This is a genomic window from Bacillus cereus (assembly GCF_002561295.1).
In the GTDB taxonomy this organism is placed as follows: domain Bacteria; phylum Bacillota; class Bacilli; order Bacillales; family Bacillaceae_G; genus Bacillus_A; species Bacillus_A cereus_S.
Map to the genome: position 1 here is coordinate 1 of NZ_NTUG01000025.1, position 24,644 is coordinate 24,644.

Here is a 24,644-nt window from a genome sequence, read left to right on the forward strand (position 1 = left end):
TTAAGTTGATGGATGTGTGGAAATACCCCATGCCCATCAACTTAAGAATATTAACTTCCCCCAATAAAAAAAACGTTATTCTCTCTAAACAAGTTCAATTAGAAAGGATGACGTTTTTTATGAATCTTCCGATTCAAAGTGAACTCCAATTATTTGCTGAAGAATTACATCGATATCTTACTCTTTAGAAGAGTTTGCTAGAAAATTAGCTTTTGTACAACGGGAACGTAAGTTTTTAGGTTATGATTCGGTTACTCACAATATAAAAAGCTCAAATTTCTAAGCGTTTAAATTCAGAGTGTTTTTTTCATCCCTCCATAAACAGCTTCTTTTTTATTGAATGTGTATTTTATTTCGGTATAACAGGAACCCAGAGTTCATGTCTCGGTTTATGTTTCGGACCGTAATAACATTCTATGCACGGTAAATTTGCAAGTTCATACTCAGAGGTTGGGACCCACTCAGAATATAAGCGTTTCCATGCATCCACTATATTCGGAAAAACTGCCCATGTGCTTGCAGGAATAATTAATGTTTCCATATCAGCTGATACTTCCCCATCATACCTTACACCCATAAAGTAGGAAAACTCTTCATCTGTTATGGCGGCTTCTTTTCCACAAACCCCCAAAAGGCTTTCTAGCGTGCATTTTGGATTTTCCCATGACATATCTATTAATTCTTGCATAAATCCGTCTTTTTTCGCAGTGTTCCAAAGTGTAGGGATTTTTTTAAATGCGCTTCTTGTTTTTATAGGTTTACTCTTTCCTACAATTCTTAACTCAAAATCGAGATTTTCGATTCTGTAATCCATCTCGGTACCTCCTTTAATAGAAATTTGGAAGGAAATTTTCGGAAAGGCTTTTAACTGTACTCCTTTATTACGAGCATTAGAAGGGGTTATTCCATGTATTTTTTTAAAAGCACGTGAGAAAGCATCGGAAGAAACGTAACCGTATTTAATTGCTACATCGATAGTTCGAATATCATTTTTTTGAATTTCAAATGCTGCAAGCGTTAAACGTCTTCGTCTAATATATTCTGAAAGCGACACACCTGAGATTGAAGAAAACATTCTTGAAAAATGAAACTCAGAGCAATTAGCTGCCTTTGCAATCTTCTTGTAATCTATTTCTTCATCTAAACTATTCTCAATGTAGTCCAATGCATTATTCATTCTTTCAAGCCAATCCATAAGTTTACTTCCTTTCAAATATTTACTTTAATACATAATAGATAATAATAACCGACATTTCATGCCTAAAAATGTCGGTACAAAAAATACACCCTTTAATAAAATGTAAAATAAGGGTGTATTTTTTGTTCTCCGGTGTTTATATACTCTTTTTATTTACTTCTATTATTTCTCTTTTATAACTTTTATAATATTCTAACATAACTTGTCGATTCTTTTATATAATCATCCTTTTAATTCTAGGGTGATTTATTGAAAATAATTTATATTCTTATCTTTTTTAGGTAACTTGTTTAGAAAGGATGACGTTTTTTATGAATCTTTCGATTCCAGATGAGTTACAACTATTTTCTGAAGAACTGTACCATCATTTAACCCCTTCTCTTTTAGACAAACTTGCAAAAGAATTAGGGTTTGTAAAAAGAAAACGAAAATTTTCAGGAAATGAATTAGCTACTATTTGTATCTGGGTAAGTCAACGTACAGCGAGCGATTCCCTTGTTAGATTATGTAGCCAATTACACGCAGCCACAGGCACTCTGATGAGTCCAGAAGGACTCAATAAGCGCTTTAATGGGAAAGCTGTTGCGTTTTTGAAATACATTTTTTCTGTGTTATGGAAAAGTAAACTTTGTGAAACATCGGCCATTTCAAGCGCGGCATTCATGTACTTTCAACGAATTCGTATTTTAGATGCTACGATTTTTCAAGTACCAAAACATTTAGCTAATGTGTATCCTGGATCAGGTGGTTGTGCACAAACAGCGGGTATAAAGATTCAATTAGAATATGATTTACATAGCGGACAGTTTTTAAATTTTCAAGTTGAACCGGGGAAGAACAATGATAAGACCTTTGGAACAGAATGTTTAGCGACATTACGACCTGGCGATCTATGTATTCGGGATTTAGGCTATTATTCACTGGATGATTTAGATCAAATGGACCAACGTGGCGTGTATTATATATCGCGGCTTAAACTAAATAATATGGTATATATCAAAAATGAGTTTCCTGAATACTTTCGAAATGGGACAGTAAAAAAACAATCTCAGTACATCAAAGTTGATTTAGAACACATTATGAATACCTTAAAACCAGGACAGGTCCATGAAATAACAGAAGCTTATATTGGAAAGGATAAAAAACTATTTACACGAGTTATTATATATCGATTAACTGAAAAGCAACTTCGAGAACGTAAGAAAAAACAAGTGTATACGGAAAGTAAAAAGGGTATTACGTACTCAGAGAAAAGTAAACGCTTAGCTGGTATGAACCTATATGTTACCAATACACCTTTGGAATGGGTTCCGATGGAACAAATACATGATTTTTATTCTCTTCGCTGGCAGATTGGCGTGTCCAGATAAGGACACATTATCTAGTTGGTGAAAGTCCAATCGGGAGAATAGACTCCACTCCCGTAGCCTGAGAGGCACCATGAAGTGAAAGCGACATGGCGAAGCCCTCTGACATCACATGCAAAAGGCATGTGGGCAAATCTCCAGGTTGTAACGTACAGTGAACGTAGACGTAGCCTCGTTACACGCAATTCCGGTGGCTGAGACGGTCGATAACGTGCGAAAGCAGCAAGAACTGACCGAAACGAGTCTGGAACGGCAGTTCTCACCGGCGACATGGAGAGAAAGATAATGTGGAAACTGGAGAAGCCCTCGACACCCGATGAAGAAACCTCATCGAGGAGACCGTCTCTATAACCGCGATCGGGAAGTGAGAACGGTAGGTGTCAGGGTGGCGGAACGGATCGTAGTACCAGAGATCTGCGTGCAGCAAAACGCGCGGGGAGGGAAGGGTCCGAACCTGTAAATATTTCGTACGACCAAAGGAGGCAAGGGTGCCATGACAAAAACACCTATTACTTTGCAGGAACTAAGGCGGCGAATCTATCAAAAGGCGAAGTCTGAACCTACGCATCGGTTTTGGGGACTATTTTCCCACATTACCAAACTAACAACCCTCCATGAAGCATATCAGCATGCGAGGAAAAACGGCGGTGCCCCAGGTATCGACGGTCATAGTTTCGCTGATATAGAACTAGAGGGAGTTATACCGTTTTTAAAGAACATCCAAGAAGAACTGCAGGCTGGAACATATCAACCACAAGCTAATCGTAAAGTAGAAATCCCAAAAGCAAACGGCAAAATGCGGACACTGCAAATCCCGTGTATACGGGACCGTGTGGTCCAAGGAGCGCTAAAACTCATATTGGAAGCTATCTTTGAGGCTGATTTCTGCCCAAATTCCTACGGATTCCGACCAAAACGCTCCCCGCATCAAGCGCTGGCAGAAGTGCGACGCAGTGTGCTGCGTCGTATGACCACAGTCATTGATGTTGATTTGTCACGTTACTTTGATACAATCCGGCATAATATCCTACTGAGGAAAATCGCAAATCGTGTCCAAGACCACCAAGTTATGCGCCTAGTAAAACAGGTGGTAAAAGCTGCAGGGAAGATTGGAGTCCCGCAAGGGGGACCGTTCTCACCACTAGCGGCAAACATCTACTTGAATGAGGTAGATTGGACATTTGATGCCATTCGGCGTAAAACGACGGAAGGCAACTATGAAGCTGTGAACTATCACCGATTTGCCGATGATATGGTTATCACCGTAAGTGGGCACTCCAGTAAACGGGGCTGGGCTGAACTAGCACTGCGACGACTGCAGGAACAATTGGAGCCTTTGGGAGTTGAACTGAATCTTGAGAAAACTCGGATGGTCGATGTCTTACAGGGAGAGTCTTTTGCCTTTCTGGGATTCGATTTCAGGCGAGTACTGAACCGAAATAAGACCCGACACTTCATATGCATGACCCCAAAGAAGAAAGCCCGTATGGCAGTGAAAGCAAGAATCCGCGAACTCATTCAAAACGCAGGAGCCAAACCAGCACAAGACTTAGTAAAACAAATTAATGCCGTACTAACGGGATGGGTGAACTACTTTCGAGTTGGAAACTCCAGCGGAGCATTTAGCGAAGTGCGTGACTATACGGAGATGAAAATCCGTACACTGCTGACAAGAAGGAAACGGCGACGAAAGCGTAGTATCGGATGGTAGAGATGGAGTAATGAATATCTCTATGGTGTACTGGGGCTCTACTGGGACTGGAAAGTCCATTCCCTTAAAAGTGCAGAGGGATACCGATGAAAGTGTCTGCCATTTGATAGGTCTCATAACCCTTTTGATGAAGTTTATGGGGTGAGCTGCTTGAGGGAAAACCTCACGAGCAGTTCTTATGGGGAGGGGTTGGAAACGGGTCATAACTGATACCGCGCCAGTCCTTTACCCGACAAATTATCTTTAAAACTTGGAAATCCTTATTTCAAATTCATGATTGGCAAAATATCAAACGAGAGCGATTAGAATGCCACATTTATGGGAAACTCATCGCTATTTTTCTATGTTCTTCTACTATGTTTAAAATGCGACAATTAATTTTACAAAAGAAGAAAAGAGAATTAAGTGAATATAAAGCTATTGGAATGATTCAAGACCATCTATACATTCTTTATCAAGCTATACAGCAAAACACCCGAGAAATAACAAGGGTTTTAATCCGCTTGTTTCATCTTCTACAGAAGAATGGACGAAAATCTCACAGGTATGAGAAGAAAACTGTCTTTGATATTCTGGGTGTTGTCTATGAGTATAATGAATTGAGAAAACAAAAGAAAATTGCATAATTAAAAAAGTGAAACCCGTTAGGGTTTATTTGGTATGCGCATTTTTAAGCATATACTTCTATTTTACGAATGTTTTAAACCAGTTGAACGCAAGTTCAGTTTGTTTACACTCTTAAGTTGATGGGCATGTATGGTGACCCCTATTTGGGATGGCTGCAATCTTTGCACCAGAACCAATATTTTTCCTGGCCGTTTGTAATTATAAAAAATTTATTTTGATGCAGAAAAGTACAAAACACAAGTCTATCTATTTTCTTATATTCTCATAAAATATAGGATACAGGAGAGTGATGGTAGATGGAAGTAATATTATTATGGAAGAACTTTCTTAGTCTGTATGACAGTTCGAATGATTATGTTAAAGAAATCGTTAAAACAGGTCGCCAATTAAGCCGCTCAGGAGCAGTTTATAATTATAGTCATGAGGAAAATGCTATTCAAGCAGCAGTTGCTGATAAATTTGGTAAACATGATGTGGAAATTCAGGAATCAAAATATATTTGTACATGCTCTCAAGGCGCATTATGTGAACATATCGTAGCGACTTTATTTTATGCAGAAAGTATGCAAAACCCAGGACAGTTAAGTGAGTTATTTAAGTACTGGAAGTCTATTGAAAAAAGAGGATTACCCTCGGGTAATTCGGAAAATCCATTATATAGTAATCAATTGAAGGCTATAAAAAAAAGAAAGCCTTCCTTAAAGAAGGTTGTAAATTTAAACTGTACATTACGACAATATCAATTAGATGGTTCTAAGTGGCTAGTACATCTAAATACACATAAAATCGGTGCTTTATTGGCAGATGATATGGGTTTGGGGAAAACTATTCAAACAATTGCTTTCTTTAATGAAGTGTGTGATAAGCAAAAAACTTCATTAATCATAGTACCTACGTCGTTAATAGCCAATTGGGAGAAGGAATTTAGTAAATTCGCTCCTAATATAAAAGTTCACATTCACTATGGAAGTGAACGTGAAAAGGATAGTTTCAAAATGTGTGTAGGTAAATACGATATTATTTTAACGACTTATAGTACACTTACGAATGATCATATCCTCTTTAAGAATATGAATTGGCATATTATTTGTTTAGACGAAGCGCAGCACATCAAAAATGCCCAAACAAAAAGATCTCGCATCATACGCTCTATGAACAGTGAAGGGAGAATAGCATTAAGTGGGACACCAATTGAAAATCGTTTAATGGAGCTTTGGTCACTGGTTGAATTTTTAAACCCAAAATTTCTTGGAACACAAGAAGTATTTAAGCGACAATATGTTGATCCAATCGAACGACAGCATAATCAAGAAAAAATGCAACAGTTGCAACAATTAATTCAACCTTTCATACTACGAAGAACAAAGAAAGAAGAAAAAATAAAAGCGGATTTACCTGAGAAATTAGAGCAGAAGCAATACTGTACTTTAACTGACGAGCAAGAAGAGTTATATAATAAATTGGTACAAGAAGTAAAAGCTGAAACAAAGTACTTAACAAAGAAAAAAAGGAAGCCATATATGATGACCATGATTGGGAAATTAAAACAATTATGTGATCATCCTGGTCTATATTTAAAAGAAGATAATATAGCAAACATTACAGAGCGTTCTAATAAAGTAGTACTAACTGATGAACTAATTGGTACTATATTAGAAGCTGGTGAAAGTGTAGTTCTCTTTACTCAGTATGTAAGAATGGGAGAATTACTACAGCAGCATTTTATGAATAAATTTGGTGTCGATGTTTTGTTTTTGAATGGAAGTACTTTAGAAAAGGATAGGAGAAAGATGGTGGAAGATTTTCAAAACAAACGAGCGCCGATCTTTATCCTTTCTTTGAAAGCAGGAGGAACAGGGTTAAATTTAACAGCAGCTAACCATGTTATACATTTCGATCGTTGGTGGAATCCCGCAGTTGAAAATCAAGCAACTGATCGTGTACACCGTATAGGGCAAAAGAATTTTGTGCAAGTACATAAACTTATTACGGTTAATACTTTAGAAGAAAAGATAGATAATATTATCAGTAAAAAACAGGAATTGAGCGAATTCATGTTATCTCCCTCAAGTACAAATTCAATCTTTGATGAAGATATTGATAATTTAATTTAACAATAGTAGGCAGTATTATGATTACTTGTTTTCAATTTTATTATTGCTTTTAAACAAAGTGTGATTAAAACTATCACACGAACCCATATATCAAGATAAATAAAAAGAAATCATTTTGAAAAAAGCTTGATCAAAATGATTTTTTCTTTTCTTGAATAAACATCTCGTTTTATAAAAAGGATTAATTAAAACTCACTTAACTTTTTGTCAAGATAATCTATAGTATTTTCGTTTGTATGATAACAATTAATCATGACAGGGATTCTCGGAATATCGAATAAATGATACGGATGGGCTAAAGAAATTGAAATAGTGGGTACTTCCCGAATGAGTCGCATGCGAATAAGGGCGACCACTGCAACCATAAAGTCGGTTTTAAGTTAGTGGAAGGCAGGTTTTCCAAAAAAATCACAAGATTGAATGGTTCTTTTATTGAATACGTAGGCGTTATAAATGCTGCTCCAGGATTTTGACTCGGACCAAAGCGAGTCACCTCGAATCCGTTTGTTTGCAGTTTATCGGCAAATTTATCAATGCTTGGTGTTCCGAAAGCAATAATTATAGAAGATTATCTATTGACGAATGAAACGATGAAAGAATTTAACGAAAAAGTATTGAAGAAAATTTCATCATATTTGAATGATAAAGATCTTCAAGTTATGGAAAATATACTTGGCATAGAGAAAGAGTTCTTAGAGAGTGTATTCCAATCTATTATAAAAACGTATGGAAACACTGATATATACTTTGCTCATGGGTTTGGGATAATAAAGGAAAAACGAAAGAATTTACAAAGTTATTGTCTAGAATCGGATATATATTATCACTTAAAGTTCTATATAGTCCTGGCGTCTATTTAAAGAAGTGTTATAAGTTCATGGCATAAAGGGTTAGAGTGTTAAACAGTATAACTCTATGTTTTATAACAATTGTAAGAAGAGAGCTCATCTTGAGTTCCCTTCTTGACTGTATTCTCTTAAAAGTAAAATCGCATCTGAGATAGGGTAAACTGTATAACCTTGGATTCCAATATAAATTATTTTTTGGGAGGATGATTCACGGTAGTGTTTAGGTGAAACTCCGGTTAAATCTTTAAAAACCCGATAAAATGATGAATCACTTTCAAATCCACTTTCGGTAACAATATAAGGTATAGAATATTTCGTATTACGTAGTAAATTTTTTGTATATTCAATTCTATAATAATTTGTAAGGTCCTTTGTTGAAACAGAACCAACTGATTTGAGCGAACGGTACAATTTAGATCGGCTCATTCCAATGGCTTTGCATAACTGTTCTTGCTTTAGATTTTCTTTGAAATGTTCTTTAATGTACTGTTTAATTAAATTAAAATCCTCAAATTCCTCCTTTGGGGATATGTTGGCATTCGTTTCACTAATTCTATATGAAAGATGGTGAAAGAATTTACCTATCAAGTAATAAAGTTGGCTTTTTACAAAGAATTGGTAGCCATCTGGCTTTTCGTGCAATAATAAACCTATTTTTGCTAGAGAAGTTTGTAAATTTATAATAGCTTTTTTATTTAAAGGTATATCCAATTTTGTATTAAGTTCAAAATGAAAAACTGAATTATATACTTCTGAAATTAATTCCGGGCTAAACTGCAAGAAAATACATATATTACCTATTTCAGGGAGCGAAATTGAATGAATTTCACAGGGGTTAATAAGGATCATATCGCCTTTTCCAAGTTTAAAAGAGCCACTTTCTGTATTTACTGTTACTGTACCTTGTAAAACAAAGAATAACTCATATTCATAATGCCAATGGGGGCTCGAATTCTCCACTGAATGAACCATAAACTTCATTGGTGCTTCTTTTATATACTCAACATATTCTAACTCTGACTGAACCATAGTTCCTCCTACTTTTAAAAAAGTATATAGTATTGTGCTTAATTTTACTGAAATACATATTTTAAATATACAATAATTTGTGCATATGCAACAAATTAAGAGAACGATTGCAACTTTTTAGGAAAACTAAAAAAAATGGCTTGATATACTTAAAAGTGTATTTCATAGCCCCAAAGCATTATTTGAAAGGGGAAGTAGCATGAACAAATATCCATTCCAAGATGCATCTCTAACTATTGATAAACGAGTAAAGGATCTTATGGGACGTATGACATTAAACCAAAAAATGCGTCAATTAACTGGGCTCCTTCTGACAAGTGAAGGAGAAATAAATAATAAAATGCTTGAGGACGGAATTGGTGAGGCTATATATTTTTCAACGCTAAACTCACCAAAAGAGAGTGCAGAAAAGATTCGTTCCTTGCAAAAAAGTATTATGGAACAGACTGAACTAGGGATTCCAGCCCTATTTTATACAGAAGCTTTAAGTGGTATTGTAATGCCTGGTTGTGCATTATTCCCAACTTCGATTGGCCTTGGAGCTAGCTTTGCTCCGGATCTTGTAAAAGATATGGCCGACCGAATTAGAAAGCAACTGATAAATATTGGGGTACGTCAAGCCTTGTCTCCAGTTCTAGACCTAGCAAGGGATTTCCGTTGGGGGCGCACAGGTGAAAATTATGGGAGCGATCCTACGTTAGTTTCTGCTATGGCTTGTGCCTTTGTTTCCGGATTACAGGGATCGAATTTGAATAATGGTGTAGCGGCCACAGCAAAACATTTTCTTGGCTATTCTATGACAGAGGGCGGCTTAAATCAAACTAGAACCCAGACAGACTGGAGAGATCTACGCGAAAATTTTGCAAAACCTTTTGAGGCAGCAATTCGTAAGACGAATCTAAAAGCTGTGATGAACTCATATTCAGAATATAATGGGAAACCGATATGTGCATCTAAAGAAATTCTAACAGATTTATTAAGAGATGATCTTGGATTTGATGGTCTTGTTATTAGTGATTATATGTCTATCATGAGGCTTGTTAATACATTTAAAACGGCAGAAAATAGCACAGACGCAGGTATACAATCTATTATGGCCGGTTTGGATGTGGAGTTGCCAACTCCATATGGATATGGAGTTAGTCTTAGAGAAGCGGTTAAAGAAAGAAAGGTTGATGAATCTTATATTAACCGAGCCGTTGGACGAGTACTAAAATTAAAATTTGAACTTGGCTTATTTGAACAACCATACCGTGATTTTCAAGAGATAAATAATACAGAACATGATATCCAGTCTGCTTACGTGTCAGACAAATTAATGACCCTAACTAAAAATGCCGGTATTCTTCCATTGCGTGATAAAAATATTTCTATCGCTGTAATTGGCCCTACTGGAAATAACCTTTGCATGATGAATGGATCTTATACTTATCCAACTAATTATGAAATGATGCTAGATATTATGAATACTGGCAAAAAAGGCATACAGGGGGTTGAAGTTGATGTAATACAGATGCTAACAGATGACTCTAAATCAAAGAGAGAATGGATATCTGAAGTTGATAAGGTTATACGAAAAGAACATCCTGGTTCAAAAACAATTTTCGAGGGTTTGAAAGAGATATATCCCAACACTTCATATGTGCAGGGATGTCATGTTAAAAGAAGAAATGAAATCGATTTCAATACAGCGATTGATGCTGCATCTAAAGCAGACATCGTAATTATGACTGTTGGAGGAAAAATGGGTATGGTGTCTGACAGTACGGGGGGAGAGGGGTTTGATAATGTTGACATTACTTTACCCGGAGCTCAATCTGAACTTGTTCAGAAAGTATTTGCTGTTAATAACAACATGATTGTTGTGCATACAGACAATAAACCATTAATAGATTCATTTATTTATGAAAATGTACCAGCAGTTTTGGAAGGGTGGCTACCAGGGCCTTTCGGCGGAAATGCAATTGCGCGTGCTATAGCGGGTATAACTAATCCAGGTGGGAAATTGCCTGTGGATATACCTCGTCATGTAGGACAAACTCCCGTTTATTTCTACCAGCACAATGGATCTCGTTCAGATGCTGGAATGCATAATAACATTAACCCTAAAGGCTATTTAACTGAATCCTGTTCGTCCCAACTTCCCTTTGGATTTGGCTTATCCTACACGGAATTTGAATATTCGAATGGGAAACTTGATGTTGAATTGATTTATGAAATGCCGCATCTTACTGTATCCATCGATGTAAAAAATGTTGGAGGGGTAGCGGGTGATGAAGTTGTTCAATTATATGGAATTGATGAGTTTGCATCCATTATACGTCCGCAAAAAGAACTGATTGGTTTTAGACGTATATCACTTAAAGCTGGTCAAGTTAAACGGGTTTCACTGACATTCTGTATTGATCAACTGGCATTCCAAAATAGTGAAAACCAATGGATAGTTGAAAAAGGACGATTCCGCTTTTATATTGGAAAAGGATCTAATGACACAGTATATGAAGTTGAATATAAGCAAAAAATCACCATTTATACTGATCACACCAAACGAGGTTTTTTTGCTGAGACTAAAGAAATCTAGTTTCCATATTTCTTTAAATTTTTAAATTGAAATGAAAACGTTTACCAACAAAAAAAGTAGGGGAGTGCAAAGAAATGTCTAGTTCGTTGATTCATGGTCAAGTTAGAACACCGATAAAAAGATTAACTTTCGGCATTATGTTTGGATACGCTTGTATGATGATAGCGCTCGTGACTCCAGCAATGCTATTATTGACATTCAAAATGATGGAAATCGATCCAAATGGGTACACGTATTCCTTTGGTCTCGTAGCCAGTATTGGTGCTTTGTTCGCGCTAATTGGTAATCCATTAGGGGGTGCTATCAGTGACCGAACGAATATTGCCTTCGGCCGTAGAAGAACTTGGATCGTTATTGGACCACTTATAGGCTCTGTAACTCTATTGTGGGTCGGAATGGCGACAGAGATTTGGCAAGTTGTAGTAGGTTGGTCCATAGCACAATTATTCTTTAACTTCGGTATGGCAGCCTTTAATGCGCTTGTTCCAGACCAAGTCCCAGAAGAGAAACAAGGTACGACGTCAGGGCTTCTAGGGCTGGTTGCTCCAATTGCTATTGCAATCGGTATGGGGCTAATGACAGTCATGGCGGACGCCCCATTAATAATGAAATGGGCTCTACTTTCGGCAATAGGTATCATGGGACCTATCATTAGTGTGCTCTTTATTAAAGAAGGGAAAATCGAAATCGAGCGTGTGAAGACGAATCAAATTTCATTAACTGAGAAATTAAGCAGGATTTACCCAAGTCCGAGGAAATTCCCTGAATTCACATGGGCAATGCTATCTAAGTTTTTACTGATGCTTGGGTTTGGTGCCTCTGCTTATTTAACAGTAATGCTGGTTAATCGTATGGGTTATTCTGCAGCTGAGGCGACATCAAGAGTAGCGACACTCCAAATCATTTCGTTTGCTTGTATGGCTTTAACTAGCGTTCTAGGTGGAATACTGTCTGACAAATTAAAAAAGCAAAAGCCATTTCTTTACGTCTCTGCTTTTATCATGTTGATTGGCACACTTGTATTCGCTTTTGTCCCAGACTATACGGCCTTTATCATAGCTACCATTGTCATTGGACTTGGAGCTGGGTGTTTTACAGCAGTAGATATGGCTTTAGTATCACGTATATTACCGAGTAAAGAAGACGCCGCTAAAGATTTTGGTCTTATGAATATAGCAAACACACTTCCGACATCAATTGTCCCTGCAATCGCACCGCTTTTGCTTACAACAGGAGGATGGCCATTCTTCTATATTGCATTGGCAGCTTGTATCCTTTTCAGTATCTTTACTATAAAACCGTTGCCCGAAATCGGAGAGGCATTGGAAGAAAAAAAGAAGTGCGTGCATCTCGATTCGAATATGAAAAACATTTAATTATATTTTAAATTTGAAACGGAGGAAAACTTATGTTAAAACCAGAAGCAACATTAAATTACGAGCCATCTATCCAATATATAGAAAATAAGAAAGGGCCACAACTTGGTTATTCTACTACATCTGGGGTTCAGATAATTCAAAAGGACGATTTATTTTTCAAAAACTTAAGTAAGGATGGAATCTTGAAATCTTTCGAAGATTGGAGGTTACCCGCAGAGGAACGTGCAAAAGATTTAGCTTCTAGACTATCTATCGAGGAAATTGCAGGCTTAATGCTATACAGTACCCACCAGATGATTCCAGCCAGAACTGATGGGTGGTTCGGAGGAACATACAGCGGTAAACCATATGCTGACAGTGGTGCAAAACCTTGGGACTTAACAGACGAGCAAATTGCTTTTTTAACTCGAGATTATATTCGCCATATGCTAGTTATGGTGGTGGAAACCCCTGAATATGCAGCACGCTGGAACAACCGATTACAGGCCCTTATAGAGGGCGAAGGTCTTGGTATTCCTGCTAATACTAGCTCCGATCCACGTCATGGATTCGACTCGAGTACCGAATTTAACGCTGGGGCAGGAGCGGCCTCCCGTGTATCACGTTGGCCGGAGCCGTTAGGATTGGCAGCTACATTTGATCCAGATATACTACGCCAATTTGGGGACATTGCCTCTAAAGAATATCGTGCCCTCGGTATGACGACCGCATTATCACCACAAATTGATATTGCTACCGATCCGCGCTGGTTCCGATTTAACGGCACTTTTGGAGAGGATTCAAACTTGTCTACCGATATGGCTCGTGCTTATGTAGATGGATTCCAGACGTCAAAGGATGGACGCGAACTTGCTAACGGTTGGGGCTTTGATAGTGTAAATGCAATGGTAAAACATTGGCCGGGCGGTGGCTCAGGAGAAGGTGGCAGAGACGCGCACTTTGCTTGCGGAAAATATGCTGTATACCCAGGAAACAACTTCGAGGAGCACTTAAAACCATTCACTGAAGGGGCTTTCCAACTTGAAGAAAAGACAGGCCAAGCTTCTGCAATTATGCCATACTACACAATTTCATACGATCAAGACAAAAAGAATGGAGAGAATGTCGGCAATTCCTATAACTCCTATCTAATTACTGATTTACTTCGAGAAAAATATAATTACGATGGAGTTGTTTGTACCGATTGGTCTATTACAAACGATGAGAACGGTAATAAGGATGATGTATTTAGTGGCAAGTCTTGGGGTGTTGAACATCTTTCTGTAGCGGAGCGACACTATAAATTAATTATGGCTGGCGTAGACCAATTCGGTGGAAATAACGAAGTGGCCCCTGTGCTAGAGGCTTATCAAATGGGTGTCGAAGAACACGGAGAAGAATTTATGAGATCACGTTTTGAAAAATCGGCAGTACGTTTGCTACTAAACACATTCCGTCTCGGTTTATTCGAAAATCCATACCTGCAGCCTGAAGAAAGTGAAAAAATTGTAAATTGTCCAGAGTTTTCAAAAGCAGGTTATGAAGCACAACAAAAATCAATCGTTCTGCTTAAAAATAAAGGGCAGACACTACCTATAAAGGGGCGCAAAAAAGTATATATTTCTAAGCGATACCTACCTGAATCGAAAAGTAGCTGGGGTTCGCCAATGCCTGAAAAGTTGTATCATCCTGTTGATTTAACCGTTGTAGCCAATTACTTCGATGTGGTCATTGACCCAGAAGAAGCGGATTTTGGACTTGTGTTTATCGAGAGTCCAAACTCTGGGGTGGGTTACAGTAGAGAAGACGCAGAAAATGGAGGGAACGGCTACGTTCCAATCAGCCTTCAATACAAACCGTATACTGCCGAATTTGTTCGTGAACAAAGTATTGCAGGTGATCCGAGAGAAAATGATGTTCTTAACCGATCATACAAGGGCAAGACTGTTACGACATACAATTCTCATGATTTAGAAGCTGTTCTTGATACAAAGAAAAAGATGCAAGGCAAACCAGTCATTGTATCGTTGATGCAATCCAATCCGACAATTGTTAAAGAGTTTGAAGCAGAAGTTGATGCTATTTTCACGCATTTTGGTATGGAAGATAAGGTAATCATGGAATTACTAAAAGGAAGTTTCGAGCCTTCAGGCCTTCTACCATTTCAGATGCCTGCGAATATGAAGACTGTAGAAACACAATTCGAAGATGTTGCACATGACATGGAGTGTCATGTTGATGAAGAAGGAAATATTTACGACTTCGCATTTGGATTGAATTGGGAAGGTGTCATTGAGGATAATCGGACCGAAAAATATCGAAAAAAGTGATAGTTTTAGGTGAAAATACGAACATAGTATATTCACAGAGAGAATACCCACTTACTCCTATGTCACAGGGGAAGTAAGTGGGTATTTATTATGGTTCTGGTGCAAAAATAGAATAAAAGATAATAAAGCACATAGATTCCTAACGGAATCGTATCTTATGCTGCAAGTCCAAACAATTGTTGGATGAATTCTTTCTGATTTTGAACAGACTGGTCCCGTAAATCAACCTGTTCTTTTTTTATCATATGCATGGCTTCTATGCCACTTAGTATGTAAGTAGCTGTGCGAAATGACTTCAATCCTAACATCGAACGAACTCGCTTTTTTATAAAACGATGATCCTGTTCTATGATATTATTGAGATGTTTCACTTGTCTCATTTGTATGCCTTCAGGCATACATTTCTCTTCTTTTAACTCTTTAATCGCTACAGGATAAGCTGGATTTTTATCTACTGTTATGACGCGAGGCTTACAAACATGAGAAGCAGCCAAAGATTTTTTGAAAAAGTGCATGGCTGCTTGTTTATCTTTTGATTCACTTAGATGAAAATCAATGGTATTCCCTTCTGAATCAACTGCACGATATAAGTACATCCATTGACCTTTTACTTTGATATATGTTTCATCGACTCTCCAGGAATCATTGGTTGACTTAAGATGACGTCGTACTCTTTCATTTAATTCTGGTCCATATTGATGAACCCAACGCATAATCGTTGTATGAGCCATGGATAATCCGCGCTCCTCCATCATTTCCACCAAATCACGAAAACTTAAGTTGTAACGTAGGTACCATCTCACTGTTAACAAAATAATATCAGGCTGAAAATGTTTCCATTTGAATACATTTTGGTTTTCCATACTGATCATGCCCCTATTTTTAGATTAATAGTATCAGTATGTCCAAAATTTAGATATTCATTGCAGTGGTTTTGAAGTTTTTGCACCAGAACCATCCTTTCTGTATGTTTCTACAAAAAGAATAGCGTATCTTTGCATTTTGAGGAAGTTTAGTTTTGTTAGCTTGATAGCGATCTGGTGCTACCCTATATTTGGAATTTAATGTTCGTTCAATATAATCTACTTCTGTCTGTTAAAGATGGATTGATCATATCCGTTACTGCACGATATAGATTTTCCGGATATTCAGCTATTCGATGACATAAATACAAGTACCACTCTTTTCCGTAAGTTAAATATACTTTACAGTTGTACCCCTTACTTTTTAAATCCATTAACAAATCTGGACGGATTCCGTAGAGCATTTCCATTTCTACGTTGGGTTGATTAAGGTATTGACGGTTTTCCATTTCTTGAATAAGCATTTCATCATGTGTGGCTATGGATACTGGGTGGTTAGATTCTATTATTTGTTCTACAAGTTTAAGATAACGATTATTTAATTCCTTTGATCTAGACATAGCAACATCAGCTGTTTCTTGATAAGCCCCTTTGACAACTCGTATTTTCCCAGGATAATGAACTAATTCCTGAACATCATTGTTGGACCTATATAAATGTGCCTGTATAGTGATCCCTACATTAGGATATTGCGTAGTTGTTTTTTTATAGATATCAAGAATATCGTCAGTTTTTGATGTTTCTTCCATACTTATCATAAGTGTAACGCCGTACAGATTTGCTTTCTTGGCTAACTCAAGTAAATGAATATAAGCTGTTTCTGGATCCACAGATAATCCAATATGTGATAAATCAAACGAAACAGTCGACTTCATGGAGAACAAACCCATTTCTTCAATAAGATTCAAAAACTCGTTTTTGGCGTTTCGGCATTCTTCTAAATCTGTTGTATTTTCACCAATGTATTCCAGTGAAATAGAATAACCTCTTGAAATCAGTTCTTTTGCTGTTGCAAGCCCATCTTGCCTATGCTCTCCGGTTACAAACCGTTTGGCGGCTTGCAATAATAAAGGATAGAGTTCATTGGACTGCTGAATATAAGATTTAATATGTTCATTTCGTGCAACCGATTTAAGTGCTTGGGTGACTTGAACCTTTGGATTAGTCATAACTTACATCTCCTTTTTCATATTTACATAAACTTTATCATGGTAAAATGGTTTATATTAGTACCATTTATAATGAATTTTCAAAGTACCAATTCTAGATAAGGAGTAAATTTCAATATGCTTTGGATACCTATTGACCGGTCATTAGATATACCATTAATTAGACAAGTTTATCAGCAAATACGAGAACAAATTTTAAACGGGGACTTACAATCAGGAGAAAAACTACCGTCGACACGTGAACTATCTTCTGAGTTGAATGTATCCAGGAATGTGATTTTGGAAGCGTATGATCAATTATTGGCTGAAGGATTTTTAGTTGCAAAAAGGGGTGCTGGAACATTTGTTGCTGAAGGGACTTTTTTAGAACAACAGAATAAAACACCTTCATTTCATTCTGTGAATTGGAGTGAAGATAAAAATAAAGATGATAACATCATCAACTTTCGTTCAGGTATACCAGCACTGGATTTATTTCCGCGTAAGACATGGGCAAAATTGTCTCATACCATATGGAATGACATTGCACCTTCTACTTTTGGATACGATATTCCCGAAGGACGTCCGGAATTAAGACAGGTTTTATCACGCTATTTACTGAAAACAAGAGGTGTTGATTGTCATCCAGAACAAATTGTGATTACATCTGGTGCAACCCAAGCTATGACACTTGTTTCTAAATTACTTTTATCGCCCGATGATACAGTGATAATGGAAGATCCAATCACCAATGATATTCAAACTATATTTAAAACTTCAGGTGCTCTTCTTTACCCTATACCTGTTGATGAATATGGAATGAAGACATCGTTGCTGCCATTAAATAATTATCCAAAGTTTATCTTTGTTACTCCGTCCCACCAGTTTCCGTTAGGAGGAACGTTACCAATTCAACGAAGGATTCAATTGATTAACTACTCTAGAAGAACAAATTGTTATCTTGTTGAGGATGATTATGACAGTGAATTTAGATATGAAGGACCACCTGTAAGTTCATTACAGGGATTGGATTCAGATCGTGTATTATATATTGGTTCGTTTAGTAAAATCTTATCACCAGCCCTTAGAATGGGATATTTAATTCTTCCTTCACAACTTATTGAAAAATGTCGCAAGCTAAAATGGTTTTCGGATTTACATACCCCTTCTTTAGAGCAGCTTATCCTTGCCCGTTTTATTGATGAAGGCTATTTGGAACGACATATTATGAAGATGAAGAAAATGTACAAAAAACGAAAAAACTTCCTTATTCATTGCTTAAAAACAACATTTTCGAATAGGGTTAATATTTTCGGTTATTCAACAGGCTTACACCTAATTGTTGAATTAAATGAATCCTATTTTTCAAAAGAATTACTCGAATGGATCGAACGGTTTGGAGTTAAAGTATATCCTGTAGAAGATCATACTATAGAAAAAGGAAAACATCATAATCGAATTATTTTAGGTTATGGGCATCTAAAAAATGAAGAAATTAAAGAAGGTGTGACCAGACTACATAAAGCAATATATAATTTTAAATCCAAAAATTAAAGCCGAGCCGTCCTTAGCTTAGCATGAGGACAACCCGGCTTAGTTTTCTGTCAGGATCCCATCACTATCCAGCTAAAATTTTATAGTACCTCCAGAACGAAATTTTGTGTTAACATGTAACAAAAAGTTCATTTTTTCGTTTTGGGGTAATTCTGGATTTTTAAGTTGATGGATGTGTGGAAATACCCCAGCGGTGAAGGAAACAGAGCATTTCTACTTTGCGCTGCATAAGTTTCACGAGCAGATTAAAGATGCAGTAGCGACTGCAAAACAAAAAAGAACATGGCGTGATAATGCGGTTCAATTAACAGAGCGTTACTTACAAGAAGGATTACAGGACCGGGCTGTATCACGCGATTTACCAATTGGAGTACCAATTCCAGTTAAGGGATATGAGGATAAAAAAATCTATGTGTGGATTGAAGCAGTGTCAGGTTATTATTCAGCAAGTAAACGATGGGCTGAAGAAGCAGGGAAAGATGATGGAGAGTTCTGGAGTAGTAGTGTGAAGACGTACTATGTGCATGGTAAGGATAATATTCCGTTCCATTCTATTATTTGGCCAGCTGTATTGCTTGGAATCGGAGAAGAGGCCATTCCGCGTCATATTGTTTCTAACGAATATTTAACCGTTGAGAAACGAAAATTATCGACAAGTAAAAACTGGGCCGTATGGGTACCGGATATATTAGAGCGATATGATCCAGATTCAATTCGTTATTTCCTAACGACTAATGCACCAGAAAATCGCGATACTGATTTTTCTTGGCGCGAATTTATTTATAGCCATAATAGTGAGCTTTTAGGGGCATATGGGAATTTTGTAAATCGTACACTAAAGTTCATTGAGAAATATTATGACGGTGCTGTGCCAAAAGGTCATGTGAATTTAAAGCTGAAAGAAAAGGTGGAAGAATTATATAGCAGTGTAGGGAATGCAATTGAACAGGCTCACTTTAAAGTTGCATTAGAAACCATCTTTGAAACAGTGCGCTTTGCGAATAAGTATTTTGATGAACAGGCGCCTTGGAAACAAAGAGAAGAAGATCCTGCAGCTTGTGAAGAGACGATTTACACCTGTGTATATTTCATTGTGAATTTTGCGCAGTTACTTGAGCCGTTTTTACCTTTCTCTAGTGAAAGAGTGCGGAACATGTTAGCAATTACAAATGCGGGCTGGAAATGTGAAAGTGCATTACCAGAGCGGGTGAAGGGTGTACAGCCGTTGTTTGAAAGAATTGATGTCAAAGCAATTGAAAAAGAGGTAGCAAAACTATACGAGGCATTAAAGTAAAAAGAGCACATCATGTGCTCTTTTTTAGGCGCTTTGTTCTATATTACGTTTCTTCTCTTTTCGTGCAGTAAGAAATTGCGGTGTGAAAATACCAACTAATATGCAAACAATGCCAAGCCATTGTAATGGCGATACGACTTCATGAACAAGTGTAATAGAGGCGATGATTGCTGTTGGTAGTTCGGCAGCGCCTAAAATGGTTCCGAGCCCTGTTCCTACTTTTGGAACACCAATTGAGAAGCAAATGACTGGTACAATAACACCGAAGAATCCAAGGAAGAATGCATATTTCCATAATCCAGCCTGTAAGGCGCCATCTGTTAAGAAGGTCGGTGGAAAGATGAAGCAAACGATAAGTGTAGCGCTTGTCGTCATCAAAAAGCTTTTCGTATACGGTGGTACATTAGTAGCAACGCGTCCACTTGCAAAAATATAAAAGGAAAAAGAGACAGCAGCTAATAGTCCAAAGATAATACCTTTTGTAGAGAAGCTTTGCCCAAGTCCTTCAAACACGCCACCTGCAAATAATGTTCCGGCAAATAAAATGATAATTGAGATCACCTTTTCACGACTTGGAAATGTTTTATTAGCAATTGCTTCAATGACTACGCCAATCCATGTGAATTGAAAGAGTAAGACAACGGCGATAGAAGCAGGTAATTCTTCTACGGAAATGGCGTAGAAAATGCCAGTCATGCTCATTGTTGTTCCGACAGCCAATAAGGAAAAGATTTGTTTTTTCGAGATTTTATGACGTGAGAAGAAAAGAACAAGTAATAAAAGTCCAAACCAGCCAAATACATATTGTCCACCTAATAGTTCAGGCGCAGAAAAACCATTCATAAAGCCAAGTTTGAAAATTGTCGAAAGTACGCCATAGCTGCAGGCGCCAAATAAAACTAATAATGAAAACTTAAATTTCTCCATACAAAACCCTCCTTTTACAAATAAAAAACGCCCGCTATCCAATGAAGGACAACGGGCGAACGAAACAGAGTGAAAACTCTACAAAATTCCGCCACTCACAAGAGCGTGTGAGTTTGGTTATAGAAAAATAAGAAATAAAACAATGGCTAGTTATTATGATTCTAGTTTATAGCAATCTCATTTATATTTTCAATACAAATGAGATTTTTTGAAGTGAACTATACGAAAATAAGAGAAAAACGTAATTTTTTCGTATATAATAAAGGAGAAATGAAAAAAATTGCAAATATATAATAGATATTAGGGGAATTTGCATGAATATGGGGTATTTTAGTATTAACCTTACGAAAATGTAAGCTAAATGTAAGCTATTGTGATAGTTATTTCGACAATTTTTTTATAGAATAATAGTAACAGTTTATACGTGATGGACGTTATAGATAAAGATAGAAAAGGAGAGATCGACATGGAATGGATTCATGAGTTGTTTCAGCAATACGGGTATTATGTGGTCCTTGTTGGCTTACTTCTAGAGTATATTGCGCTTCCGTTTCCAGGAGAACCGACTTTAGCGTATGCAGGTTTTTTGGCACATAAAGGAGACTTACAATTACCACTGTTAATTATCTTGTCATTTATCGGTACAAGTGTTGGGATGACAATTCAGTACTTTTTAGGTAATAAACTTGGTATGCCTTTTGTGCAAAAATATGGAAAGTATGTGTTTTTAACACAAAGAAAAATTGATTTAACGAGAATGTGGTTTGATAAATATGGATATTTCCTTATCTTTATCGGATTCTTTATTCCGGGTGTACGCCATTTTACTGGATATTTTGCAGGGATTATTAATTTACCGTTCCGCCGCTTTGCGATTACGATCTACTCTGGCGCTCTATTCTGGGTATCTTTCTTCTTAATCGGTGGCTATTGGTTAGGTGGAAACTTGCATGATATATTTGGAGTACTTGGACAAAACATTGGGAAAATTATTTTCGGTGTGATTGTCATTGCAGCCATTACATTAGGAGTTCGTTTCCGCAAGCAATTAAAACGTGTATTTGTACAAAGCGTAAATTAATATGGAATCCATTCTATGTCGAAAATTGGAAGAGACAGTGCTAATAGGCACTGTCTCTTTTTATTATCCAACTCCAAGAATGTTCGCTTATTTCGAAAACAGATTCGTTTCTGTTAAACTTACTCGAAACATATAGACCGTGACGATAGTTACCATCTTCTCCAATAAGAAATTGAATATATGTATTTTAAATATATTATATAAAATTTCTTAATATGAATGTATAGTTGATTTTGACATGTATTGGTGTCAAAATGACAAGGATAATTGACAAACATAAGGATATTATTTACAATTTTAATTAATTAAATGAAAAGAGGTTACATATGAAGCTTCAAAATCGAGTGAGGGAATTCAGGGCGAAGCACCGAATGTCACAAGGTGAGTTAGGGAAAGCAATCGATTCATCAAGGCAGACGATCAGCTTAATTGAGCGCGGTGATTATGCGCCATCGATTGTTTTGTCGCTTAAGATTGCGCAAGTTTTTAGGGTGCCGGTAGAGGAGATATTTATGTTAATAGAAGGGGAAGAAGAAGATGGAGAGTAGGATAAAAGATACAATGTTTTTTATTATGAAATTCTTGATGTCTATGCTAGTGGGGGCAATCGCTGGATACATACTAGTTCATTATTTTGATATTAGGTCAACTGGGGATGATTCTTATGTTGCGATAGCTGCGCTGTTTATGTTTTGTGCAGTGGGGTTATTCTTGTTTGGAAAGAATATGCGAACATTAGCGAAGTTACGTGATGAAGAAGAAAGTATGCAGGGGCGTAAACTAGGGACTATGCTCATTTATTTACGTATAAGTGAAGTTATTGTATGGTCTTGGGCGAGTTGTGCTGCTATTATGTATTATCGCTCATTTACCGCCGGAACTCCTGCGTTATTTGAAATTGTAAACTTTGTTATATCTACTGTATGTTTGATTCTTGTTATATGGAGTGGCTTTATTATGAAGAACCGATATAACAAGTTATATCCAGAACAATCCGTTACATATTCACAGTCTATGGAAATGTGGGCGAGAAATGCAGATGAGGGACAAAAGCATATCGTTCATGAAGCAGGTTACAAGGCATATCAATTTACGAATGGCGTGCTCGCATGGGCATGGATTCTGTCAATTGGTTATACGGTTGTAAGGGAAGCGGATTTCTTTCTAATCGGTATCATTTCATTTGTTTGGATATTACATATCGGGAAATACATGTATGAAATGCATAAAAAAATGATTTATTAATGTGAAGAAGCTACAGGGGAGAGAGAAGCAATGGATATTTTAAAAAGACCAGCTTTTTCTATAATGATTGCTTTTGTTTGTTCAGTTATATATGGATGGATGAGACCGGAAAAAATACAAGATCTGTTGGAAATATGGGGAATGTTAGTTATTTTCGTGCTTGTTCTTGCCATTCATGAACTAGGGCATGTTATTTTTGGTTTGTTAAATGGTCTGAAGTTTAAATTTATGGTAGCAGGACCTATCACCGTTCAAAAAGAGGGAAAGAAAATACGGATAAGGGAAAATAAAATGTGGTTGTATTTCGGAGGCATAGCTATGTTATTACCTCCGTCTATACATACAGCAAACCTTTCAAAAAAGTGGGCATGGATGACGCTAGGTGGACCGATCACAAGTTTAGTTTTTGGTATTGTGTCAGGCTACATATACATGGTGAGTTACTATCAATTTCTTTTATACTTTTCTGTATTACATTTCGTCATCTTTTTAGCTACAGCGATTCCAATGAAGGGAATGATGCTTAGTGACGGGAAACAGTTTTTAATTTTAATTAAAGGTGATGAAAAGGCGAAGCAACATTTACATAGTATTCAAGTATCTAGTGAGTTGTGGAGCTACAAACGACCAAAAGAGTGGGATGAAAAGTTAGTAGAAATAAGTGAAGAAAAAATAAAGGGTAAGGAAGAGGTAAAAGAAATACTAAGCGATCTTATGCTTACGTTTTATTCACGATGTGATAGAGAAGGAATGGCGACAGGAATCACTTGCTTAGAACAGGTTTTACAAATACCTGTTACAAAAGAAAATAAATATTTTGTCAGTAGTTTTCATAGTTGGTATGTGTTATATAAAGTGCTATATGATATAGACGATGTTTCTTTACAAGATATGAAGCAGCACACGAAAGCTATAACAAAATTGGACCCGCATGGGTATTACCGGACACATGCAATCTTAAAATATTTAGAGAAGGATGCGGAATCCTTTCATGCGTATATGAAAAAGGCTGAAAGTGAGTTAAAGAATGCTGAAAAGAGTGGAGCCGGTTATTTACAATTAGAACGAGAATGGTTCCAGCTTTTGCAACAGAAACCCGTAATTTAAGGATGTCTTACGCCAAGTAGGGTATCTTTTTTTTATGTAAATTTATTAAGTTTTATAAATTATGGATATTTTAGCGTTTATTTTGCTGATTTTGCTTCTTTATGTATTTTGTAAAGTAACATATGTAGCATTGAGGCTGTTAGCGATTGTGTTAATTATTGTATGTATCGTTCAATTTGGAGAGAAGTTGCTTGGGCTCTGAGTGGAGCGGCGTGTCAAACTTTGGCGAACGGCCGATATGTTGATGATGTATAAAAGTATG

General features: G+C 36.9%; 16 protein-coding genes and 5 pseudogenes. 16 read left to right on the forward strand and 5 right to left on the reverse strand.

All coding sequences use genetic code 11. From position 1 onward, the window contains the following. Positions 1-188 (forward strand): annotated as a pseudogene (locus CN373_RS25715) (hypothetical protein); the annotation flags it as partial. 161 nt (positions 189-349) lie between these two features. Here the strand turns inward: CN373_RS25715 and CN373_RS15145 are convergent. After that, the gene (locus tag CN373_RS15145) at positions 350-1,195 is read right to left on the reverse strand and encodes an AraC family transcriptional regulator (RefSeq protein ID WP_098359620.1); all 846 of its coding nucleotides are present in this window, start codon (positions 1,193-1,195) and stop codon (positions 350-352) included. Between the two features lie 314 nt (positions 1,196-1,509). On the opposite strand from CN373_RS15145, the pseudogene CN373_RS15150 reads away from it, so the two are divergent. From CN373_RS15150 to CN373_RS26185, 5 genes and pseudogenes are all read left to right on the forward strand, one after another. Beyond that, positions 1,510-2,559: pseudogene (locus CN373_RS15150) on the forward strand (IS4 family transposase); the annotation flags it as partial. A 499-nt stretch (positions 2,560-3,058) separates the two neighbouring features. Beyond that, positions 3,059-4,366 (forward strand): annotated as a pseudogene (gene ltrA, locus CN373_RS15155) (group II intron reverse transcriptase/maturase). A gap of 143 nt (positions 4,367-4,509) precedes the next feature. Beyond that, positions 4,510-4,902, forward strand: a pseudogene (locus CN373_RS15160) (IS4 family transposase); the annotation flags it as partial. A 297-nt stretch (positions 4,903-5,199) separates the two neighbouring features. Beyond that, positions 5,200-7,017 carry a DEAD/DEAH box helicase gene (locus CN373_RS15165; RefSeq protein WP_098359621.1) on the forward strand — a complete coding sequence of 606 codons (1,818 nt, stop codon included), beginning with the start codon at positions 5,200-5,202 and terminating at the stop codon, positions 7,015-7,017. Positions 7,018-7,550: 533 nt separating this feature from the next. Beyond that, entirely contained in the window at positions 7,551-7,877 is a 327-nt protein-coding gene (locus CN373_RS26185) for a tyrosine-protein phosphatase (RefSeq protein WP_098359622.1), read from the forward strand. Positions 7,878-7,961: 84 nt separating this feature from the next. Here the strand turns inward: CN373_RS26185 and CN373_RS15175 are convergent, their stop codons facing one another. Then, positions 7,962-8,894 (reverse strand): helix-turn-helix domain-containing protein, encoded by a 933-nt coding sequence (locus CN373_RS15175; protein ID WP_098359623.1) that lies wholly within the window; start codon positions 8,892-8,894, stop codon positions 7,962-7,964. 199 nt (positions 8,895-9,093) lie between these two features. Here CN373_RS15175 and CN373_RS15180 point away from each other — a divergent pair, with 199 nt between their 5' ends. The 3 genes from CN373_RS15180 to CN373_RS15190 all read left to right on the forward strand — a co-directional run bounded on the left by CN373_RS15180 (position 9,094) and on the right by CN373_RS15190 (position 15,163). Next, positions 9,094-11,475, forward strand: coding sequence for a beta-glucosidase (locus CN373_RS15180; protein ID WP_098359624.1), 2,382 nt, complete (start codon positions 9,094-9,096; stop codon positions 11,473-11,475). 74 nt (positions 11,476-11,549) lie between these two features. After that, entirely contained in the window at positions 11,550-12,851 is a 1,302-nt protein-coding gene (locus CN373_RS15185) for an MFS transporter (protein WP_098359625.1), read from the forward strand. A 32-nt stretch (positions 12,852-12,883) separates the two neighbouring features. Continuing rightward, a complete protein-coding gene (locus CN373_RS15190) occupies positions 12,884-15,163 on the forward strand; it encodes a glycoside hydrolase family 3 protein (protein WP_098359626.1) in 2,280 nt (759 codons plus the stop codon). 155 nt (positions 15,164-15,318) lie between these two features. On the opposite strand, the gene CN373_RS15195 is transcribed toward CN373_RS15190, so the two are convergent. Together CN373_RS15195 and CN373_RS15200 are read right to left on the reverse strand one after the other, a co-directional pair. Beyond that, a complete protein-coding gene (locus CN373_RS15195) occupies positions 15,319-16,026 on the reverse strand; it encodes an IS6 family transposase (protein ID WP_098359627.1) in 708 nt (235 codons plus the stop codon). Positions 16,027-16,235: 209 nt separating this feature from the next. After that, positions 16,236-17,195 carry a proline dehydrogenase family protein gene (locus tag CN373_RS15200; protein ID WP_002203323.1) on the reverse strand — a complete coding sequence of 320 codons (960 nt, stop codon included), beginning with the start codon at positions 17,193-17,195 and terminating at the stop codon, positions 16,236-16,238. Between the two features lie 117 nt (positions 17,196-17,312). Between CN373_RS15200 and CN373_RS15205 the strand changes: the two genes are divergently transcribed. Both CN373_RS15205 and CN373_RS15210 read left to right on the forward strand, forming a co-directional pair. Further along, positions 17,313-18,728, forward strand: coding sequence for a PLP-dependent aminotransferase family protein (locus CN373_RS15205; RefSeq protein WP_098359628.1), 1,416 nt, complete (start codon positions 17,313-17,315; stop codon positions 18,726-18,728). 172 nt (positions 18,729-18,900) lie between these two features. Further along, positions 18,901-20,022 (forward strand): annotated as a pseudogene (locus CN373_RS15210) (methionine--tRNA ligase); the annotation flags it as partial. Positions 20,023-20,046: 24 nt separating this feature from the next. On the opposite strand, the gene CN373_RS15215 reads toward CN373_RS15210, so the two are convergent. Next, positions 20,047-20,949, reverse strand: a complete 903-nt coding sequence (locus CN373_RS15215) for an EamA family transporter (RefSeq protein ID WP_000410452.1) — start codon at positions 20,947-20,949, stop codon at positions 20,047-20,049. 466 nt (positions 20,950-21,415) lie between these two features. On the opposite strand from CN373_RS15215, the gene CN373_RS15220 reads away from it, so the two are divergent. The 5 genes from CN373_RS15220 to CN373_RS15240 all read left to right on the forward strand — a co-directional run bounded on the left by CN373_RS15220 (position 21,416) and on the right by CN373_RS15240 (position 24,584). Beyond that, positions 21,416-22,030, forward strand: a complete 615-nt coding sequence (locus tag CN373_RS15220) for a DedA family protein (protein ID WP_000454746.1) — start codon at positions 21,416-21,418, stop codon at positions 22,028-22,030. A gap of 326 nt (positions 22,031-22,356) precedes the next feature. Beyond that, positions 22,357-22,578 (forward strand): helix-turn-helix transcriptional regulator, encoded by a 222-nt coding sequence (locus CN373_RS15225; RefSeq protein WP_000776150.1) that lies wholly within the window; start codon positions 22,357-22,359, stop codon positions 22,576-22,578. Further along, positions 22,568-23,275, forward strand: coding sequence for a DUF3169 family protein (locus tag CN373_RS15230; protein ID WP_000445830.1), 708 nt, complete (start codon positions 22,568-22,570; stop codon positions 23,273-23,275). The genes CN373_RS15225 and CN373_RS15230 overlap by 11 nt, the downstream gene beginning before the upstream one ends. A gap of 30 nt (positions 23,276-23,305) precedes the next feature. Then, on the forward strand, positions 23,306-24,382 hold the full coding sequence (locus tag CN373_RS15235) for a M50 family metallopeptidase (protein ID WP_000353382.1): 1,077 nt from the start codon (positions 23,306-23,308) through the stop codon (positions 24,380-24,382). A gap of 61 nt (positions 24,383-24,443) precedes the next feature. Further along, positions 24,444-24,584 carry a DUF3985 family protein gene (locus CN373_RS15240; protein ID WP_002058335.1) on the forward strand — a complete coding sequence of 47 codons (141 nt, stop codon included), beginning with the start codon at positions 24,444-24,446 and terminating at the stop codon, positions 24,582-24,584. Positions 24,585-24,644 lie beyond the last annotated feature (60 nt).

What these genes read in the sequence shown, in the direction of transcription:
- CN373_RS15215 (WP_000410452.1), bottom strand. Translation starts at nt 20,949, where the DNA reads ATGGAGAAATTTAAGTTTTCATTATTAGTTTTATTTGGCGCCTGCAGC.
- CN373_RS15175 (WP_098359623.1), bottom strand. Translation starts at nt 8,894, where the DNA reads ATGGTTCAGTCAGAGTTAGAATATGTTGAGTATATAAAAGAAGCACCA.
- CN373_RS26185 (WP_098359622.1), top strand. Translation starts at nt 7,551, where the DNA reads ATGCTTGGTGTTCCGAAAGCAATAATTATAGAAGATTATCTATTGACG.
- CN373_RS15195 (WP_098359627.1), bottom strand. Translation starts at nt 16,026, where the DNA reads ATGGAAAACCAAAATGTATTCAAATGGAAACATTTTCAGCCTGATATT.
- CN373_RS15165 (WP_098359621.1), top strand. Translation starts at nt 5,200, where the DNA reads ATGGAAGTAATATTATTATGGAAGAACTTTCTTAGTCTGTATGACAGT.
- CN373_RS15145 (WP_098359620.1), bottom strand. Translation starts at nt 1,195, where the DNA reads ATGGATTGGCTTGAAAGAATGAATAATGCATTGGACTACATTGAGAAT.
- CN373_RS15200 (WP_002203323.1), bottom strand. Translation starts at nt 17,195, where the DNA reads ATGACTAATCCAAAGGTTCAAGTCACCCAAGCACTTAAATCGGTTGCA.
- CN373_RS15230 (WP_000445830.1), top strand. Translation starts at nt 22,568, where the DNA reads ATGGAGAGTAGGATAAAAGATACAATGTTTTTTATTATGAAATTCTTG.
- CN373_RS15240 (WP_002058335.1), top strand. Translation starts at nt 24,444, where the DNA reads ATGGATATTTTAGCGTTTATTTTGCTGATTTTGCTTCTTTATGTATTT.
- CN373_RS15220 (WP_000454746.1), top strand. Translation starts at nt 21,416, where the DNA reads ATGGAATGGATTCATGAGTTGTTTCAGCAATACGGGTATTATGTGGTC.
- CN373_RS15190 (WP_098359626.1), top strand. Translation starts at nt 12,884, where the DNA reads ATGTTAAAACCAGAAGCAACATTAAATTACGAGCCATCTATCCAATAT.
- CN373_RS15225 (WP_000776150.1), top strand. Translation starts at nt 22,357, where the DNA reads ATGAAGCTTCAAAATCGAGTGAGGGAATTCAGGGCGAAGCACCGAATG.
- CN373_RS15185 (WP_098359625.1), top strand. Translation starts at nt 11,550, where the DNA reads ATGTCTAGTTCGTTGATTCATGGTCAAGTTAGAACACCGATAAAAAGA.
- CN373_RS15205 (WP_098359628.1), top strand. Translation starts at nt 17,313, where the DNA reads ATGCTTTGGATACCTATTGACCGGTCATTAGATATACCATTAATTAGA.
- CN373_RS15235 (WP_000353382.1), top strand. Translation starts at nt 23,306, where the DNA reads ATGGATATTTTAAAAAGACCAGCTTTTTCTATAATGATTGCTTTTGTT.
- CN373_RS15180 (WP_098359624.1), top strand. Translation starts at nt 9,094, where the DNA reads ATGAACAAATATCCATTCCAAGATGCATCTCTAACTATTGATAAACGA.